This window comes from Bacillus sp. EKM501B (assembly GCF_011800505.1).
Taxonomy (GTDB): domain Bacteria; phylum Bacillota; class Bacilli; order Bacillales; family Bacillaceae_G; genus Bacillus_A; species Bacillus_A cereus.
Genome location: NZ_JAALFZ010000005.1, coordinates 72,536 through 89,601, shown reverse-complemented (window position 1 = coordinate 89,601; position 17,066 = coordinate 72,536). Strand labels below are relative to the sequence as shown.

Below are 17,066 nucleotides of genomic sequence, written 5' to 3'. Positions count from 1 at the left end.
AGAATGATGGACTTAGAGCATTTAAAAAAAGATATTTGGTATGGAGAAGTTTCTAATCATACAATTGAAACTCTTAAGTCTAACTTAAGGGATAGTGCAACAGAGAAAGAATGCTTTATCTTAATTAATGAATTGTTAAAGCTAGGTGATTTCTCTGTAAAGGGGTTACTAATTGAACTTATGAATAGTACTCGAAATGAGCTTGTTTTACATTTATGCACTAGACTATTTTGTTCAGTAGCTACTCACGATGATTTATTAGAAACGAATAATTTGAAATTCCTTTCAAGTGCTTCAGAGGATGGAGTTCATAATTTTGTAGTAAGTGCTGGTGAAACTCTTTCATATCATGTAGTACCATATCTTTTAGCGTTACTAGAAGAGTGGGAAGATACCTTTGTTGAAAAAGCTATAAGAAATGAACTTTCATGGATGCTTGGAATTGAGGACGAGTATTATGAAGTATCGTTAGAAGAATTTAATGAAGCTTATTCTGATTTTATCGAAAATAATGATACGCAAGAATACTATTATCGTACTAGGCTATCTTTTCCTGGAGATTTGGCAAAGGAGTTAGTTTCGGAAGTTATGAGTTCTTTAAGAGATAGAACTACTTATAATGTTGTTACTATACCTTCCGTTTTATCAATTTGGAGTGGAATCAAATGTCCAATTCAATACGATACGATAATAACAGATGAAAAAAATAGAGAGTTGATGTCATATATCGATGTTCTAACAAAGAAAGAATGGAAGATTGGTAAAAAGTATTTTTATGGACATGTAGTCGTATAAGAAAACGATATATGTGATGAATCATTCTATGACACTCTGTTAAGGAGTGATTTTTATTATAACGGAAAGCTTTAATAGATGTTTTATGGGAGAAAATAAAAAAACAACTAGTAGCTCAACTAAATGTAAAAAGTTATAAATACATCAAGAAGGTGAAAAAATGATACTACCAATTGGAAATAAAAAATGAAAATCCTGATATGTTTAGTGAACCTGTTAATGAAGTTATTGAGCTTATCTAATAGTTGAATAACCTTAATTAAAAAGGTGTCAATCCTTCTCGAATTGACACCTAGGTATGAATTTCTTTAACATCTTACATACTTACGCTTAAAACCAAGTCTTCCTCTATCAAGTTCTTTCTGAATACTCTCTGTAGCATTTAGCAAACTGCTTTTTTTATTATCACGTTTGACTTCAACTATACCAACTTCTTTTGCAGTCTCGACTGCTTTTTCATGTAGTGGTACATATGATATTGCCACGGTGTTTAGGAAATTATTCATAGCGGATTTTGTTCGTTCTGGAGAATGATGAATTGTATCTTTCACCATTTCAAGCATATCGGAAATTTTACTTTCGGAAAATTCATTGTCTTTGCGATTTCCTAAAAGCCAACAGTAGCAACTCCATCCGGCAGACATTTTAAGCTCGTCCCCACTTGCAATCCATTTATCAGCAACATCTTGTGCGATATTTGACTCTGATAAAGTTACTGCCACCACATAATCGGATAGCATATAAAAATATGCCCCGTCTATCCAGCGATCAAAATCAGACTCACTCATAGCTTTTGGATCGGCAATAATACCTGCAAAGTACATAGCATCGTAGTTACCTGTGGCATAAAGCTCTTCAGCTAACTCTTGATTTAATTTTATTTTTTTAGCGATTGGTTTCATAGCACCTGTAGCTACTCCGAATACTGGCTCATGCGCACCGTTAGATATGTATATTTTTTTCGTTCGTTCCTTACCTAGAGATTCAAGTTCTTGCATAACTGTTTTAAAATCCATAGTTGTGCAACTTCCTTTCTTCATGTGAAAGCCTTTTTAAGCCTTTCGTATTTCATGTGTTAATACTAATTGTATTCAAGGGGTATGTCTACTTTCTAAAAGTATCGAAACCGGTTAGTAATTTTGAAGGTTTTGATTTTGTGACTGCTACAAGCTATCTATAATGGTAAGAAGGTCACTGTAAGGAAGAATGAAAAGTATGTATAGTTTTTCCAATGAATATTTGGTATGATGGTGAATGGGAAAAATATACAAGCAGTTAGTGGTTCATAAAAGGGGGATTGAATTGAAAAGAACGCCTGAATTTGTATTAGGTTTAATTGGTGGCATTTTGGGAATTATTATTTCCATAATATTAATAGTTGTAGCGTTTAATATTATGGAAGGGGTTGATTACGAACTTTTAGCTTATTACTCTATTATTTTAACGGTTCAAATAGGGTTGTTCATTTTATCGTGTTTAGTAAACAAGGTTAATAATAAAGTTTATGGAGTTTGTATGATTGTGATTCCTATAGTTATGTTGTTTATGTCATTATTCTTTTTACTTATTCCGACAATTTTACAAATTATATCTGGTTCATTTGCATTTAGGACATTAAAGTTAGAATCGAATGTAAGCTAAATATAATTATTAACGTCTGAATATTCGGTTTTTTAAACATTTTCGTTTGCAGTTCAAATTAACATAAAGTACAAAGTTGTACGCTTTAGGAGGAGAAATAGATGATTATTTGGTCTGGTTGGGGTTTTTTAGTCGCAATTATTGTAATTATTAATACTCTTTTGGGTAAGGCTATCTTTGGATCTATAACGGGGGACGCTACATATTTTCAAGACCATAGTTGGCCAATGGCGGTAATGTTTATTATATCAGGGGTTATGTCTTGGTATTTAGGTAAATATATTAATAAGCCAGATGGGAAAGTTTATATAGATGCCGAAACTGGTGAAAAAGTTATGTTTAACAAAAAGCACTCATTATTTTTTATAAAAATGGAATATTGGGGACCGATTCTAGGAGTTATTGCGATTGTAACTTTAATTACAAGATAAAAAAAGAGGATGGGTATAGCAAGAGTAATCTATTCAAGTAGAAGGAGAAATCAGTCATGAATGCAAAGAAACTACTAGGGGTAGCAGTTCCGGTCATGTTGTTATTTGGTTGTGGAGTTTCTGAGAAAACGAACACTTCTAAACAGGAGAAAACGGAAGAGTCTAAAGTAAAAGAATCGAAGTCTAATAGTAAGAAAGAAAAAGTTTCAAAGGAAGACTATCCTAATAAAGTGTATAAATTAGGAGTAGAGTTTGATAAGTTGTTTGCGGAGCATAACAATATTACAAGAGAGGTTTTTGACGGTAAGAAAAAGAAATCAGATATAGTAGATAGTGTGAAAGAATTAAATAAAGTGTTAGATAAATTTGAGTCAATAGATCCCCCTGCAGAGTATGTAAACCAACAAAAAGATTTTGAAAAAGCAATTAGTTATTTTAGAGAGTCTTTTTCTTTAATAAATGAAGTATTCACCAGAAAAGAAAAAAGAGAAAAAGGTGATAAGACTGATAAAGAGTTAATAGATAAATCTGAAAAGTTAGTGAAAGAAGGAGATATATACTGGCTTAAGGCATTTAAAGATCTTGAAGGGGATATTAAAATCGGTGACGGTACAGTATCAATGAAAGATTTGAAAGAGTTAGATAAGAAAGCTGGAATTAATACAGATAATGTTATGAAGAATGTAAAAGATGGTACGGAATTAATTGGTAATTGGGGATTCCAAGGAACAGACGGTTTCAATATGTCACTCATTTTAAAAGGTGATAAGACATTTGAAACGTATGGTAAAGGTGAGTATCCAAATAAAAAGAATTATATTGAAGGAACTTGGGAATATGATAAGGAAGCTTTTACAATCTATTTACATCTCAATAAACGTTTAGTAGACGGTGTAGAAGATACAATTCAAAAAAAGAAAATAGCATATAAAGTTCAAGATTATGATGGGGAAAACTTGCAATTATTTAATGAGACGTCATTTAATACAATTAAGTATGTGAAGCAAAGTTAAAGTTATGTAGGACTAGGTTTAAATGGCCTGGTCCTTCATTAAAGTGCGAGTATGTAAATAATATGTTATCTTTCGTTCTGTTTACTTAGTATCATGTTATTCTTTAATAGAGTAATAAATGGAGTTTTGCATTAAATATATGAGGTTGGTTACAAATGATAAAAAAATTTACTAGATTAGTATTGATAGTGGTTATCCCAATCAGTCTTATTACAGGTTGTGGGGCTGCTGAAAAAACTGAAGCACAAAAGCCGAAAGCGGTACAAACGGAGAAAAAGGACTATATGGATTACTCATATGGTAGCAAAGGTATATTAGTAAGTGGCAAAGCGAAAGAACGGCAACAATACGAGATTGGATATATGGATGATAATAAGTTAATTGGGATTGACGAAAATATTGAAGACTGCATTATTTTAGATAATAAAGATGAAGCAGGTCTCATTTGGAAACAAATAGAGCGTGGATCTATTATTGAAGTGCAATACGGTAAGGATCGCAATGATATCGTAGGCGTGCAATTCGTAGGAGATCGTGAGTCATATGAAATTAGTGATAAGTTTGATCGGAATACGATAAATGAGATTGTTGAAAACGTTAAAGGGAATTTGTAATAGATGTATTTCGATAGTATAGGATCTCTTATTATGAAATTGTATGCCAGTTATTTGTCTAAGTTTAAATTGATTATTTTGATGGTATTTGTAATTAGTTGTAAAATAATGTTTGTTGACGAATTTTATAAAAAGTATGTTAGATGAAATTCATCTGTAGGGATGACATATAAATATTTTCTTAATGAGTATAAAATAATTAAAATATATAAATAAAAAGAAAATATAATAGAAGTACATAGTAGATTCATATTTTTAAAAATTAATGTGACAATAAAGGGAGGTTGAGATACATACACGGTGGGAGTGTGTATGTATTTATTATAATAATGAATAAGACAATCAAACAACAAGTAATCGCACTATCAACAAGTCTAGTGATTTTAGGGAGCGTACCTTTATCAGCATCAGCAGAAGAGATAAACAACTCTCAAACTGATCAACTTAATATTGCCCAAGGAGAACACGGAACGAGCGGATTAAATTATTCTAATTTCAAGTTGGAAGTTCCTAATCATGTACAAATTAACGAAGCAGAAGTATCTGAAAATGAAAAAATGCTTTTAGAAGAATATAAGCATAAACATGATGAAACAGAAGAATTAAACAAAATGCAAAATGCTAAGAAGGGACAAGTAGCAGAAAAGGAAGCTATTTCAAACATTGAAAAGGCATTTGAATCTGTAGATGGTCGAAATGATGGATCTGATCGTCAAATGAAACCTGTTGCAAAGCCAAGAGGTATTCAATATAGTGCACAGAGTACGAAGAAATATGGAACACTTGCAGGAGTTCCATTTGTGGAGTGGATTGTTCCAGCAGGAAATCCTGATATTCGTCCTGCAAATCCGATGAAAGCACGTTACATTACAATTCATGAGACCGCAAATACAGCCGCTGGTGCTAATGCTGAAAATCATGCGAAATATTTATACAAGCAAGCAACTGAAGGCACTTTCCGAACAGCTTCATGGCATTTTACTGTAGACGATAAACAAATTTATCAACACTTACCAACAAACGAAAATGGTTGGCATGCAGGAGATGGAGATGGATCAGGAAACAGGGAGTCTATCGGTATCGAGATCGCGGTTAACCAAGATGGTGATTACAATAAAGCTTTAGAAAATGCAAAACGACTTGCAGGTTATTTAATGAACAAAGAAGGAATTGGTGCAGATCATATTTACAAGCATCAACAATGGAGCGGGAAAAAATGTCCTGACATTTTAATTTCACGTGGTAATTGGGCTGGTTTCGTACAAGGAATTCAGTGGTATGCAAATATAAATGCGCAGATTGATACGCCTTTACAAGATAAAAATGACTCATTTAATCCAAATGAAAATAATCCAGCTGAACCTAGCATGGAACTAGTGGTAAATGGTAGTGGCATCAATGTACGTAGTGATGCGGGTATTGAACATCGTGTTGTACGTAAAGCTTCAACCGGAGATCGTTACAAAGTATTAGCGGTTAAAAATGGTTGGTATAAAGTAGGTAATGGAGAATGGATTTTCTATGACCCAAGCTGGATTAAAATTAACTACAATGTACCAAAGGAAGAAGTACAAAAGCCTAAGGAAGAAGTACAAAAACCAAAAGATGATATTACAGGTGGCTGGTTTGAAGAGCATATTCGTAAATTAAACAGTCTAGGTATTATGCAAGGCGAAGGTAATGGTGTATTTGCGCCATATCGAAATGTAACGAGAGCGGAGTTTGCGAAATTAATCTCGAATGCTCTTAAACTACCAGAGGGAAATAAGTCATTTGTAGATATTAATGAGGCACATCCATCACTTCATGACGGTATTAAACGTTGTGCAAGTGCAGGAATTATTAATGGTCGTGGTGAAGGGATTTTTGATCCTAACTCACCAATTACTCGTGAAGAAGTATCTATTATGATTGACAAAGCATTACGATATAAAGGAATTACAGGTGAGTTAGTAGCATTACCATTTACAGATAAGCATTTAATAACATACAAAGAATCGGTTCAACGATTATACAGTCTAAAGGTAGTTAATGGTATTGGAAATAATGAGTTTGATCCCCGAGGTACAGCAACTCGTGGCCAGGCAGCTGCCTTTATTGTGAAGATGTTAGATTCAATGCAAAAATAAAATGAAACTTTAATCAGTGAGGGCCACTCGCACTGCAATCGAGCAGTTTATTCACCGAATTTTGAAATGAGAGTTTTACTGTCCGCAAATAGCAGAATAAATTGTATGTAGAAGCTGACATTGGTAGAAGTAAAAAATAAGAAGAATTTGAAAGGAGCTATCCAAAATAATAATTTGGAATAGCTCCTATTTAGTAGGAAGAACAAATTGTATTTCATAGATTGTAATGTAGAATGCCCTTCCAAGCCCCTTATAAGCCCCTACCAAGTAATAAATCACTAAGAAAAAACAAAAACAAAAACAACTACAAGAACAAAACAAGCGCGAAAAAATGAAACCGGCGTTGTAGTAGTAAAAAAATTGTAATTCGAATGCCAAAACCATTCCCGCATGCCTATCTTTATAATGAAGGATTAAAATTTTCCTATTTACTAGCAAAGAGTGGAGGGAAACATATGGCGGTATACCGTAATGTGCAGGTGAACTTTTGGCAAGATGAATTCATATTAGATTTAACGCCAGAGGAGCGTTATTTTTACATATATTTGTTAACTGGTACGAAAACAAAGCAATGTGGTATTTACATATTACCGAAGCGTGTGGCAGAGCTTGAAACAGGTTATAGTATGGAGACTGTTGAGAAGTTGCTAAACAGGTTTGTTGAGTATGGAAAGATTTTATATGATACGGAAACGAAAGAGGTATTCATAATAAATTGGTTACACTATAACCCTATTTCAAATACGAATGTGGAGAAGTGCGTATTACGTGAGTTAAAGACTATAAAAAGTAATAAGTTCATACATATATTTTTACGTAAATGCCTTGAAGAAGAATACAAGATTCCATTAGTACTGCAGCATTTTGGTATGCCAAAAGAAGAGGATAATAGTAGTTCACAAGTAGTTATTGAAGAGAAAGAAGAAGCGGAAGAGATAGAGGTGGAAACCATAGAAGAGGACGTTCCAAATAGTGAAGTTTATAAGTTTTATGAACAAAATATTAGTAGTTTATCCCCATATATTGTGAAGGAATTGAAGAATTGGATACAAAGACTTTCTGGAGAGAAAGTGTTAGAGGCACTTAAAATTGCGTTTGAAAATAATAAGAAAACGTTAGCTTATGTGAAGGGGATTTTGAGGAATTGGTGTAGTGAAAAATTAAAGGATTTTAGTGGGGAGAAGTGCGTAATGGGAAGTTTAGAGAGAAGGAAATGTATTTTGAGTAGTGTATTTTAATTTACATTAACCTGACATAGAATGTATGTTCGTTTTTGTGGGATTTATGCTATACTACCATTAAATAAGGGTATTTTATAATAGATAAAAAGATGCGGGGGGTACAAAGTTTGACTACTAGTACATCTGAGTTGTTTCAATATATTAATATGACAGAAGAACAGAAACAATTATCACAACGATATTTACAGACAAAAGAAGAAGAGATTTTAAAAGATATTCAACTAACGACAATTCGTGATCAAAAAAGAAGCGATTTTGCGGAGCGATTTATAAACGATTTTAGGAAAGTGCATAAACAAGATCCGGATTTTTTTCGATTATTTTACCATATACTCGAGGAGCAATTATTAAATGTTCTTGTAGTCCGTTTTGCGCATGTCAGTTTTTCTAAAATGAAGATTTATTTAGAAAAAAGTGCACTTCCTTTGGACAAACTTGTAGCAATCGCATGTAAATATTTATCCAGTATTTCAAGTTATGTGAATGAAGCAGATGTTTTTCTTAGAGAGTTAACAAGAGAGAATCCGAACTATATAGAGGGACAATTACATACTTTACCAACTAACCAGCAAGTAACATTACTTCTTGTAATGTTTGATGTAGATTATGAAAAGTTTCGTACATATAGTTCTTTATTGAATGAGAGGTTAGAAGAACATACAGAATTTATATTGAAACTGCTAGGGGAAAAGGAAAAGGTTGAAGCAGTTAAACGGTATTTAAAAGGTAAAGATGATAGTGAAGTATTTATAGGTGGGAATTTACCGGAACATATTTGGCGGCTATTATTTTGTGTTCATAAATATTCGAATGTTGCGAGGCGATATATTGAAATATTGGCGAAGAAAAATGTTTGGGGTTTTATAAACTATGCAACACGTTATATGTGTCACACTCTCGGTCAGTCTCAAAACTACAAAAAAAATGGTAGTGTAAATAGAGAAACATATGAAGAAATTCAAAGTTTTTGTACACAGTTTTGGATTTCTAAGGAACGATTTTTTGCGCATCGTCTAAGGCAACATGATTTGAATAGTGAGGATTTTTGTAAGACGTATGAATATGAATTGCTATGCTTTATGTTGGAGGAAAATCCTGAATTTATTCAATGTACTTTGCAATATGTAAGTAGAATGAATTATCTCATCGTCGCACGAACGCTAGCTGAAAAAGGATATGAGCTAAATAGAGGGAAAATGCGAGAAGAATTTTTTGTTGCTGCTTTGCAAATTAAATTGTCTACAGTGCGGAATACATATCGTGATTATTTACTAGGGAAATTGTCACTTGAGGATATGGAGCAAATACTTAAAAATCCGAAATATAGAAGTATGTATTGGGGTATGCCGGTGTTAGAGGTTGCGCTTCTTTGGGATATAGATGATGTAGCGAAGAGGGAAGCTGTACTTACACTACAGTTTGGAGATGAAGATAGTGTTAATTTATACGAACTTCTTTACGAATGTTCTGTCAGAGGAGTAGAACCGAAACAAGTATTAGAAGATCTGCTTTCGTATGGGTTAAGTAAGGAAAAGCTTATCGCTTATGCAGTTGAAGAAGCTGCATGCTACAGTGAAGAGCGAAATAAGGCGAAGGAAGCGCTTGTTTGTGTAATTGTAAAAGAACAAGCGTACATCATTGAACGATTTGATGAGTATTCTGCTGTGGCCAAAGCATATATTTTAGAAGAGTTAGCAAAGGATAACATGATTAAAATACGTCCAATTTTAATTAAAAGCTTAGGAGATTCATCTAAAAAAATGCGTGAGTCTGTAGTTAAACTGCTTTCAAAAGATGTAGAAGCTGCAGCAGATGTAGCAGTTGAACTTCATAATAAAAAGAAAATTGTTCGTGAAAATGTGATGAAAATACTTATAGAGTATAAGCTTGAAAAATATACGAAACTTGTACAGGAAGCTTTGCAAGAAAGTAAAAATGAATCTTTCGCAGGAAAATTCTCGTTTTTATTTCAAACGGAGGAAGAAAAGATAGAAGAGCTATGTGCACGTATTTTAACTGAACAAACAAGAAATTCACTTCTGCAATTGATTGGGGGTGAGCCACAAATCCGTTTACGTGACTCTGATGAAATTGCTGATGCTGCAATTCCGTTAGCCTATTTACAACAGTATATTTCAGATGCTGTTATTGAGAAGAAAGAAACAGCAGAAGTAATTGGTAGAGCTTTAAATGAAGAGGACTTAAAAGAATATGTGCAAACAATATATCAAATATGGATTTCTCAAGACGCAGATGTGAAGAAACGTGGAATTCTTTCGTTATACGGAATGTATAGTGACGACAAAATGGTCGACATACTTATAAAGCAAATTGATGAATGGGTGCTTCAAATGAGAGGAAAGATAGCAGCGGATGCCGTTCGTGCTTTAGGTTTGTCTTCATCTAAGCTTGCACTTATGTCTATTCATGCAATAGCATTTAAATATAAACATAAGCAAGTACGTAATGCAGCAAAAGAAGCGCTAAGTCTTGCTGCGAAAACACGTGGTATAACAGAGGAAGAGCTGGAAGATCAATTGGTGCCGGACCTCGGCTTTACTATACATGGTGAAAAAATAATTGATTTCGGGAATCGAAGTTTTACTGCCATTTTAACTACAGAGTCAAAAATTGAATTAGAGACAGAAGAAGGAAAACGTATGAAGTCACTTCCAAAGCCGAATGCAAAAGATGATGTAGAAAAGGCTGAAGAGGCTAAAAAAGAATTAGCCTCTTTAAAGAAGGAACTCCGAAATACTCTTTCCATGCAAAAACAACGATTGGAAACGGCACTTTCATTAAAGCGTTATTGGTCACATAATGCATGGAAGTCTGTATTTATGGATAATCCAATTATGAAGCAATTTTCTATTTCACTCATTTGGGGTGAGTATAAGGAAGGGAAGTTGCTGAAGGCATTCCGTTATGCAAAAGGTGGCGTGTTCTGTACAATTGACGGGAAGAGTTATGAACTTTCATCTGGCACTGTTATTGGTTTCGTTCATCCGTTAGAATTGTCTGGGGCGGAGAAGGAATTATGGAAAGAGCAATTAGAAAGTGCGGGAATTGTTCAGCCGTTCCTACAAATTGAGCGTCCAGTGTTTGTAGTAGAAGAGAATGATGAGAGTGCTATTGAGAGATTTGGCGGTATTTTACTAAATGGTCGTTCGTTATTCGGTAAGATGACGAAGCTTGGATGGATCCGTGGGTCTGTTCAAGATGGCGGTGTGTATTATACATTTTACAAAGAAGATACTCGTACCGGATTAGGCGTGCAATTGTCATTTAGCGGAGCGCCGATTGGTTATGAAGATGAAGAAGATGTATGTGTATTTGACATTCAATTTTATAAAGCAGGTACAGTGAATCGTGGTTCATATGAATACGATGAGATTGATGATGAAAGACGCATTGTACCAAAAGAAGTAGATAAACGCTTCTTTAGTGAAATGTTATATGATGTGCAAGTAGCGACAGATTCAAATCTTGGGCATAATGAAAGTTGGCGTAGCGAACGATAAGAAAAACCCCCTTCATTGGTAGGAAAATGAAGGGGGTTTTTCAATGTTTCAAAAGGTTCTTTCATAATAGAAGCGAATTAGGGGGAAGAGGATTTTTATCCTTTTAGAAGGGATTGGTATCATGATCAAATAGATGATTTATCATACGACTACACTGAATACAGCGGGAATAGAAGGGAAAATGTTAACGTTACAGCCACGGTAATGATAGAAAAGACTTTTACTATATGTAAGAGTCTCTTTTTTTGTAAACGCGACAAAATTTGACAAAAAAATTTGCAGGAACTTGTTATAATTTCTGTTGGAATATTTTGTTTAACGAGAAATGGGTGTATAGCGTAAAAGATTTCGATGTCATACAAATACATTTTTTGTTTTACATTCAAGGATTTCATAAGAGAAGAATTACAAAAATGAATGACATGGAGAAGTCATAGGGGGAGAGGAGATTTAGCATGAGTATTAAAGTAATAAGAGCAACAGGGGTAATGGGAGGAGCAGCAAGAGTTGCTGTAAAGGTAGATAACGAAGTAGTAATGAAACTTGAGAATAACGAAGAATATACGCTTCCTTTTGAATTAGATGAAGCGAATATTAAAGTAAAACAATTCTTTTTTGGAAGTAAAGAAAAGAAAGTAAAGGATGGCGATGTAGTAGAAATTAAGATAAATAGTATTGCTATGCTATTACTGATGGTGTCAATGATGGCTGTTTTATTTGGTTCGTCAATTGGTGTAAATATTGTTGTTTTTGGTGTGATAGGAGCTTTAGTTACATTAGTATACGGATTGAATAACTGGTTTCGTTTAGAGGTTAAATAATTATTGTATATATATTTATTTCAGTTGATTTACTATACATGGGATGAAAATATTTTTAAGTGGGAAATGGGGAGAATCAGTATGAAGAAAATGGTTGTAATATCTAGTTTGGCGCTAATAGTAGGTTTAACAACTGGTTGTAGCAGTGAAAAAACAAGTGGACCTAAAACAGTATCTGTAAAAAAAGAAAAAGAGTTAGTAGCGAAAGATATTTTTAAAAAAGCAGCTGACGGATTAAAACAAGAGGAATATCTTACATTGACATCTCTTATGTCAATGAAGGGGAGCGGCCAATCAGAAGAAATTAAAATGAAAATACAAATGGAGCCGAAACTGAAGAATTCTAGAGCTGAAATGAAAATAAGTGGTACAGATATTGTAACGTATGAAGTAGATGGAAAGGTCGCTGCTCAAGTGAAAAACCCTGATACAGGAGAGTTAGTTACGATACCTAATAATCAATTTAATGTAAATGATGTAATGGTCAGTAAAAATTTACTTAATGAGTTAGATTTACCGGAAGCTTTGGCTAAGAAAATGAAAGCAAAGAAAGATGGAGACACATATAAACTTACACTTGAATTAAAGGGAAAAGAAGCGGTAGATACGTTACAAAAAATTAATGGAGATATGAAAAAATTAACGGAAGGATTTAATATGGATGCGTTTAACATTGAATATATAATAACAAAAGATTATAAATTTGAAGAGATGCGAACAACTATAAAAGTGAGTGAAAGTAACTCAGATAAAAAAGCTAGTACAGATAAGGAAAAATTGGATGCAGTTGTGAGTATAAAGATTGATTCATATGAAAAGTTTGATTCAATTAAGTTACCAGAAGGGATTCAATAATTTCAATCGTAAAAGGATAAAAAGGAGCGGAAATCTGCTCCTTTTTTATTTTCCCTACTATTTTTAGAAGATTTATATGAATATAGTTGAACGGCACTTCATTTTTTTCTGGAATAAATGTGAAACGTTGTATAAAATAATCAAGAAAGGCAAAAATTATAGGGGGAAAGTTGTGAAGAAAAATAAGAGTTTAATAAGTTTTTTAGGAGTGTTTATTATGTTGTTTTCTTTTTGTTTTCAAGGAAATGTACAGGCAGATGTAAATACTGTTCAATCTGGAAAAATCAAATCAGGAAACGTAACAGTATGGGAAGTTGGAAATGTAGCGAAAGTATTAGCGGATGTGGAGCGCTTAAATTTAAATACAGTAAATGTACCGATTCAAGTAGATATCCCAAATGTGACTTCTACTAACATGGTAATTAATCAAGCGCAAAAGCAACAAGCTATTATTTTAATTCAAGAATTATTAAAGCGTAATATTCAAGTTATAGTGGAACCGTTCCCATATATTCAGCAGGGGAATGTTGGAGAGACAGAATGGAACCCAAGTAACATTAATGATTTCTTCTGGAATTGGAAGACGGTTATTCTGCAAGATATTTTTAATTCCATTACAAGTAAATACAATGTGTATGGACTAAAGATTGCTTCTAATTTCGTGAATATGGAGTATGCAGAAGGATACTGGAGCGATACAATTGATTTTGTTCGTAATCAGTATAAAGGAAATATTTTGTATCAAATGAACTGGTGGTTAACAGCAAGCTGGGATCCTTCTTATGAAGAGAAGTTTATAGAGAAAATAAACCGTCCGTATTTAAAGAAGGTAGATATTGTTAGTATCGATAGTTGGTTTGAAGTTTCTGGAAAAAGAAATCCGTCATATGAAGAAGTGAAGCAAAGTTTATTTGCGACGACAGTATATAATCGTGGGCAAAATGTTGTTCAGCAATTGGAACAATTACATAATGCAACAGGAAAGCCAGTTTACTTCGGTGGATTTAACGTTCCAGCACGTGAACTTGGATTACAAAATCCATGGAATCCAGATGTTTCAAATGTGTTTTCGAAAGATGTACAATTAAATGGATGGCGTGCTTACCGAGATGTATTAGAACCGAAACCATATTTTAAAGGTTTTTCAATTTGGTTTATTGGCTCTAATGATAGTACACATGCGTATCAAATACATAGTAAAGAAGCAGAGACAGTTATTAACGGGTGGTACCGAAAATAATTTTTATAAAATAGGTAAGTTTTGAAGTTTACTACATATATTTCTAGTGAAAGGCCTTTCACCATCTTATCACCTAGGGGGCAATCATAATGAAATTTTTGTCTTACCTTACAGTAATTTTGGTGATTCTCGGCGGTTTGAATTGGTTGTTTGTAGCGTTAGATTACAATGTAGTTGAGAAATGGTTTGGTTCTATGCCGGCGCTTGTGGACACTATTTATTGGCTCATTGGTCTTTCTGCTATTTATCAAATTTTTGATCGGTTCTTCACGGACAATTAGCAATTATACTTTATTACTAGAGTGTTAAGTACGATTATGTACTTAACACTTTTTTGTATGTTTATAAAAATAGTTTGCACATGCAAGCGATTCCATTGCGTCTTGCGCCGTAATAATAGAAAACAAATTGACCACGTATTATATTTTGGGTTATAATTCAGAAAGTTTAAAAATTAATAAAAATGAGAAATAGGGGAGGTTATGAGGGTAATGGAGAGAGTCTATAATTTTTCAGCAGGACCATCAATACTCCCTTTGCCAGTTTTAGAGAAAGTGCAAAAGGAGCTTGTAAATTATAACGGGACAGGCATGTCTATTATGGAAATGAGTCATCGATCTTCTTATTTTCAAAGTATTATAGAGGAAGCGAGTAACTTACTTCGTGAATTAATGAGCATCCCTGATGAGTATGATGTTTTATTTTTACAAGGCGGTGCGTCATTACAATTTTCTATGATACCACTGAACTTAATGAATACGTATAAAAAAGCTGGATACGTACTAACTGGCTCATGGTCTAAAAAGGCACTGCAAGAAGCCGAAAAAGTTGGGGAAGTACAAGTGATTGCTTCTTCCGAGCAAGAGAAGTTTACTACGATTCCTAAACTGGACGGTTTACTAAGCGATGAAAAACTAGATTATGTACATATTACAACGAATAATACAATTGAGGGGACAAAATATGTGGATATTCCACATATAGAAAGAGTGCCGCTCGTTGCGGATATGTCTTCAAATATTTTGTCAGAACAATATGATGTTTCGAAGTTTGGTCTTATATACGCGGGAGCACAAAAAAATTTAGGACCAGCGGGCTTAACGATTGCTATTATAAAAAGAGATTTAATTGGGGGAGCAGATCGCTCTTGTCCGACAATGTTAAATTATGAAACTTACAGTAAAAATAACTCCTTATATAATACACCGCCATCCTTTAGTATTTACGTAACAAAACTTGTACTAGAGTGGTTGAAAGAGCAAGGCGGAGTATCTGCGATTGAAGAACAAAATAGAATGAAATCTTCACTTATTTATCATTTTTTAGATGAATCTAAATTGTTTACTTCACCAGTTGATCCTGCGTATCGATCACTTATGAACATTCCATTTACAACACCGTCAGAAGAACTTAACAATGAGTTTTTACAAAAAGCGAAGGAACGCGGCCTTGTTACGTTAAAAGGACATCGCTCAGTTGGCGGTATGCGTGCCAGTATTTACAATGCGATGCCAGCACACGGCGTAAAACGATTAGTAGATTATATGAAGGAATTTGAGCTTGAGAATAGATAGGGAGATGGGGATATGTTTCGTGTTCAAACGTTAAATCAAATTGCAGAAAAAGGTTTGCAAGTTTTTACTGAAGAACGTTATGAAGTAGGAGATAGAATCAATCATCCAGATGGAATTTTGCTTCGTAGCTACTCTTTACATCAAGAAGAGTTTTCAAAAGACTTAAAGGCGATTGCAAGAGCTGGCGCTGGTGTAAATAATATTCCTGTCGAGCGATGTACAGAAAAAGGAATTGTAGTATTTAACACGCCGGGGGCAAATGCAAACGCTGTAAAGGAACTCATTATTGCCAGTCTTATTATGTCTTCACGCAACATTATTAATGGTGTAAGTTGGACGAAAAACTTAGAGGGTGAAGAAGTACCACAGCTTGTTGAATCAGGAAAAAAACAATTTGTTGGATCAGAAATTGCAGGGAAACGTCTAGGTGTTATCGGACTTGGCGCAATCGGTGCTTTAGTTGCGAACGATGCGTTAGCGTTAGGCATGGATGTTATCGGATATGATCCTTATATTTCAGTTGAAACAGCTTGGCGTCTTTCTACACATGTGCAAAGAGCATTTAGCCTTGATGAAATTTTTGCAACGTGTGATTATATTACACTGCATATTCCTCTTACGAATCAAACGAAGGGGATCATTGGGGAACACGCTGTAGAGAAGATGAAAAGAGGGATGCGTCTATTTAATTTCTCTAGAGGAGAACTTGTAGATGAAAAGGTTCTTCAAACAGCATTAGAAGAAGATATTATTACACATTACGTAACGGATTTCCCGAATGAAAATGTAATAAAGATGAAAAATGTAACAGCGACGCCTCACCTTGGCGCATCAACGTCTGAATCGGAAGAAAATTGTGCAGTAATGGCGGCGCGTCAATTACGTGAATATTTAGAGACAGGAAATATTCGTAACTCAGTAAATTATCCAAACGTAGAATTGCCGTATATCGGAAAGAAACGAATTACAATTATGCATCAAAACGTCCCGAATATGGTAGGGCAAATTACAGGATGCTTAGCGGAACATCATATTAATATTGCCGATATGATTAATCGTAGTAAACATTCTTGGGCATACACAATGATTGATATCGATAACGGAATTGATGATATAATAAAAGAGAATATTGTAGAAAATATAAGCAAAATTACAGGTGTTGTAGCCGTTCGAATGATTGTGTAAAGGAGA

General features: G+C 34.0%; 15 protein-coding genes. 14 read left to right on the top strand and 1 reads right to left on the bottom strand.

Annotated elements, in window-relative coordinates:
- Window positions 1-6: 6 nt before the first annotated feature.
- Window positions 7-795 (top strand): Imm47 family immunity protein, encoded by a 789-nt coding sequence (gene imm47 / locus HFD78_RS13010; protein ID WP_000362630.1) that lies wholly within the window; start codon window positions 7-9, stop codon window positions 793-795.
- A gap of 308 nt (window positions 796-1,103) precedes the next feature.
- Here the strand turns inward: imm47 and HFD78_RS13005 are convergent, their stop codons facing one another.
- Window positions 1,104-1,811, bottom strand: a complete 708-nt coding sequence (locus tag HFD78_RS13005) for a DNA alkylation repair protein (protein ID WP_000346350.1) — start codon at window positions 1,809-1,811, stop codon at window positions 1,104-1,106.
- A 286-nt stretch (window positions 1,812-2,097) separates the two neighbouring features.
- Between HFD78_RS13005 and HFD78_RS13000 the strand changes: the two genes are divergently transcribed.
- From HFD78_RS13000 to HFD78_RS12940, 13 genes are all read left to right on the top strand, one after another.
- Window positions 2,098-2,436: a DUF4064 domain-containing protein gene (locus HFD78_RS13000; RefSeq protein WP_000831724.1), complete on the top strand. Its 339-nt coding sequence runs from the start codon at window positions 2,098-2,100 to the stop codon at window positions 2,434-2,436.
- Window positions 2,437-2,537: 101 nt separating this feature from the next.
- Entirely contained in the window at window positions 2,538-2,867 is a 330-nt protein-coding gene (locus HFD78_RS12995; protein ID WP_000587853.1) for a hypothetical protein, read from the top strand.
- Window positions 2,868-2,923: 56 nt separating this feature from the next.
- Window positions 2,924-3,880: a DUF3994 domain-containing protein gene (locus HFD78_RS12990; RefSeq protein WP_000992205.1), complete on the top strand. Its 957-nt coding sequence runs from the start codon at window positions 2,924-2,926 to the stop codon at window positions 3,878-3,880.
- A gap of 155 nt (window positions 3,881-4,035) precedes the next feature.
- On the top strand, window positions 4,036-4,494 hold the full coding sequence (locus HFD78_RS12985) for a hypothetical protein (protein WP_000591634.1): 459 nt from the start codon (window positions 4,036-4,038) through the stop codon (window positions 4,492-4,494).
- A 329-nt stretch (window positions 4,495-4,823) separates the two neighbouring features.
- On the top strand, window positions 4,824-6,623 hold the full coding sequence (locus tag HFD78_RS12980; RefSeq protein WP_033668309.1) for an S-layer homology domain-containing protein: 1,800 nt from the start codon (window positions 4,824-4,826) through the stop codon (window positions 6,621-6,623).
- Window positions 6,624-7,078: 455 nt separating this feature from the next.
- Window positions 7,079-7,861, top strand: a complete 783-nt coding sequence (locus HFD78_RS12975; RefSeq protein ID WP_000312095.1) for a DnaD domain-containing protein — start codon at window positions 7,079-7,081, stop codon at window positions 7,859-7,861.
- A 110-nt stretch (window positions 7,862-7,971) separates the two neighbouring features.
- On the top strand, window positions 7,972-11,385 hold the full coding sequence (locus tag HFD78_RS12970) for a DUF4132 domain-containing protein (protein WP_000213794.1): 3,414 nt from the start codon (window positions 7,972-7,974) through the stop codon (window positions 11,383-11,385).
- A 455-nt stretch (window positions 11,386-11,840) separates the two neighbouring features.
- On the top strand, window positions 11,841-12,206 hold the full coding sequence (locus HFD78_RS12965) for a hypothetical protein (protein ID WP_000025027.1): 366 nt from the start codon (window positions 11,841-11,843) through the stop codon (window positions 12,204-12,206).
- An 81-nt stretch (window positions 12,207-12,287) separates the two neighbouring features.
- On the top strand, window positions 12,288-13,061 hold the full coding sequence (locus HFD78_RS12960) for a DUF6612 family protein (RefSeq protein ID WP_000738993.1): 774 nt from the start codon (window positions 12,288-12,290) through the stop codon (window positions 13,059-13,061).
- A 172-nt stretch (window positions 13,062-13,233) separates the two neighbouring features.
- Window positions 13,234-14,301, top strand: a complete 1,068-nt coding sequence (locus HFD78_RS12955) for a glycoside hydrolase family 113 (protein ID WP_000739760.1) — start codon at window positions 13,234-13,236, stop codon at window positions 14,299-14,301.
- A gap of 89 nt (window positions 14,302-14,390) precedes the next feature.
- On the top strand, window positions 14,391-14,582 hold the full coding sequence (locus HFD78_RS12950; RefSeq protein ID WP_000670803.1) for a DUF378 domain-containing protein: 192 nt from the start codon (window positions 14,391-14,393) through the stop codon (window positions 14,580-14,582).
- 210 nt (window positions 14,583-14,792) lie between these two features.
- Window positions 14,793-15,875, top strand: a complete 1,083-nt coding sequence (gene serC / locus HFD78_RS12945; protein WP_000442937.1) for a 3-phosphoserine/phosphohydroxythreonine transaminase — start codon at window positions 14,793-14,795, stop codon at window positions 15,873-15,875.
- A 12-nt stretch (window positions 15,876-15,887) separates the two neighbouring features.
- Window positions 15,888-17,060 (top strand): 3-phosphoglycerate dehydrogenase family protein, encoded by a 1,173-nt coding sequence (locus HFD78_RS12940; protein ID WP_000490230.1) that lies wholly within the window; start codon window positions 15,888-15,890, stop codon window positions 17,058-17,060.
- Window positions 17,061-17,066 lie beyond the last annotated feature (6 nt).

Bases quoted from the DNA above. Each gene is read 5' to 3' on its own strand.
- imm47 (WP_000362630.1), top strand. From the start codon at position 7: ATGGACTTAGAGCATTTAAAAAAAGATATTTGGTATGGAGAAGTTTCT.
- HFD78_RS13005 (WP_000346350.1), bottom strand. From the start codon at position 1,811: ATGGATTTTAAAACAGTTATGCAAGAACTTGAATCTCTAGGTAAGGAA.
- HFD78_RS12995 (WP_000587853.1), top strand. From the start codon at position 2,538: ATGATTATTTGGTCTGGTTGGGGTTTTTTAGTCGCAATTATTGTAATT.
- HFD78_RS12990 (WP_000992205.1), top strand. From the start codon at position 2,924: ATGAATGCAAAGAAACTACTAGGGGTAGCAGTTCCGGTCATGTTGTTA.
- HFD78_RS12985 (WP_000591634.1), top strand. From the start codon at position 4,036: ATGATAAAAAAATTTACTAGATTAGTATTGATAGTGGTTATCCCAATC.
- HFD78_RS12980 (WP_033668309.1), top strand. From the start codon at position 4,824: ATGAATAAGACAATCAAACAACAAGTAATCGCACTATCAACAAGTCTA.
- HFD78_RS12975 (WP_000312095.1), top strand. From the start codon at position 7,079: ATGGCGGTATACCGTAATGTGCAGGTGAACTTTTGGCAAGATGAATTC.
- HFD78_RS12965 (WP_000025027.1), top strand. From the start codon at position 11,841: ATGAGTATTAAAGTAATAAGAGCAACAGGGGTAATGGGAGGAGCAGCA.
- HFD78_RS12960 (WP_000738993.1), top strand. From the start codon at position 12,288: ATGAAGAAAATGGTTGTAATATCTAGTTTGGCGCTAATAGTAGGTTTA.
- HFD78_RS12950 (WP_000670803.1), top strand. From the start codon at position 14,391: ATGAAATTTTTGTCTTACCTTACAGTAATTTTGGTGATTCTCGGCGGT.
- serC (WP_000442937.1), top strand. From the start codon at position 14,793: ATGGAGAGAGTCTATAATTTTTCAGCAGGACCATCAATACTCCCTTTG.
- HFD78_RS12940 (WP_000490230.1), top strand. From the start codon at position 15,888: ATGTTTCGTGTTCAAACGTTAAATCAAATTGCAGAAAAAGGTTTGCAA.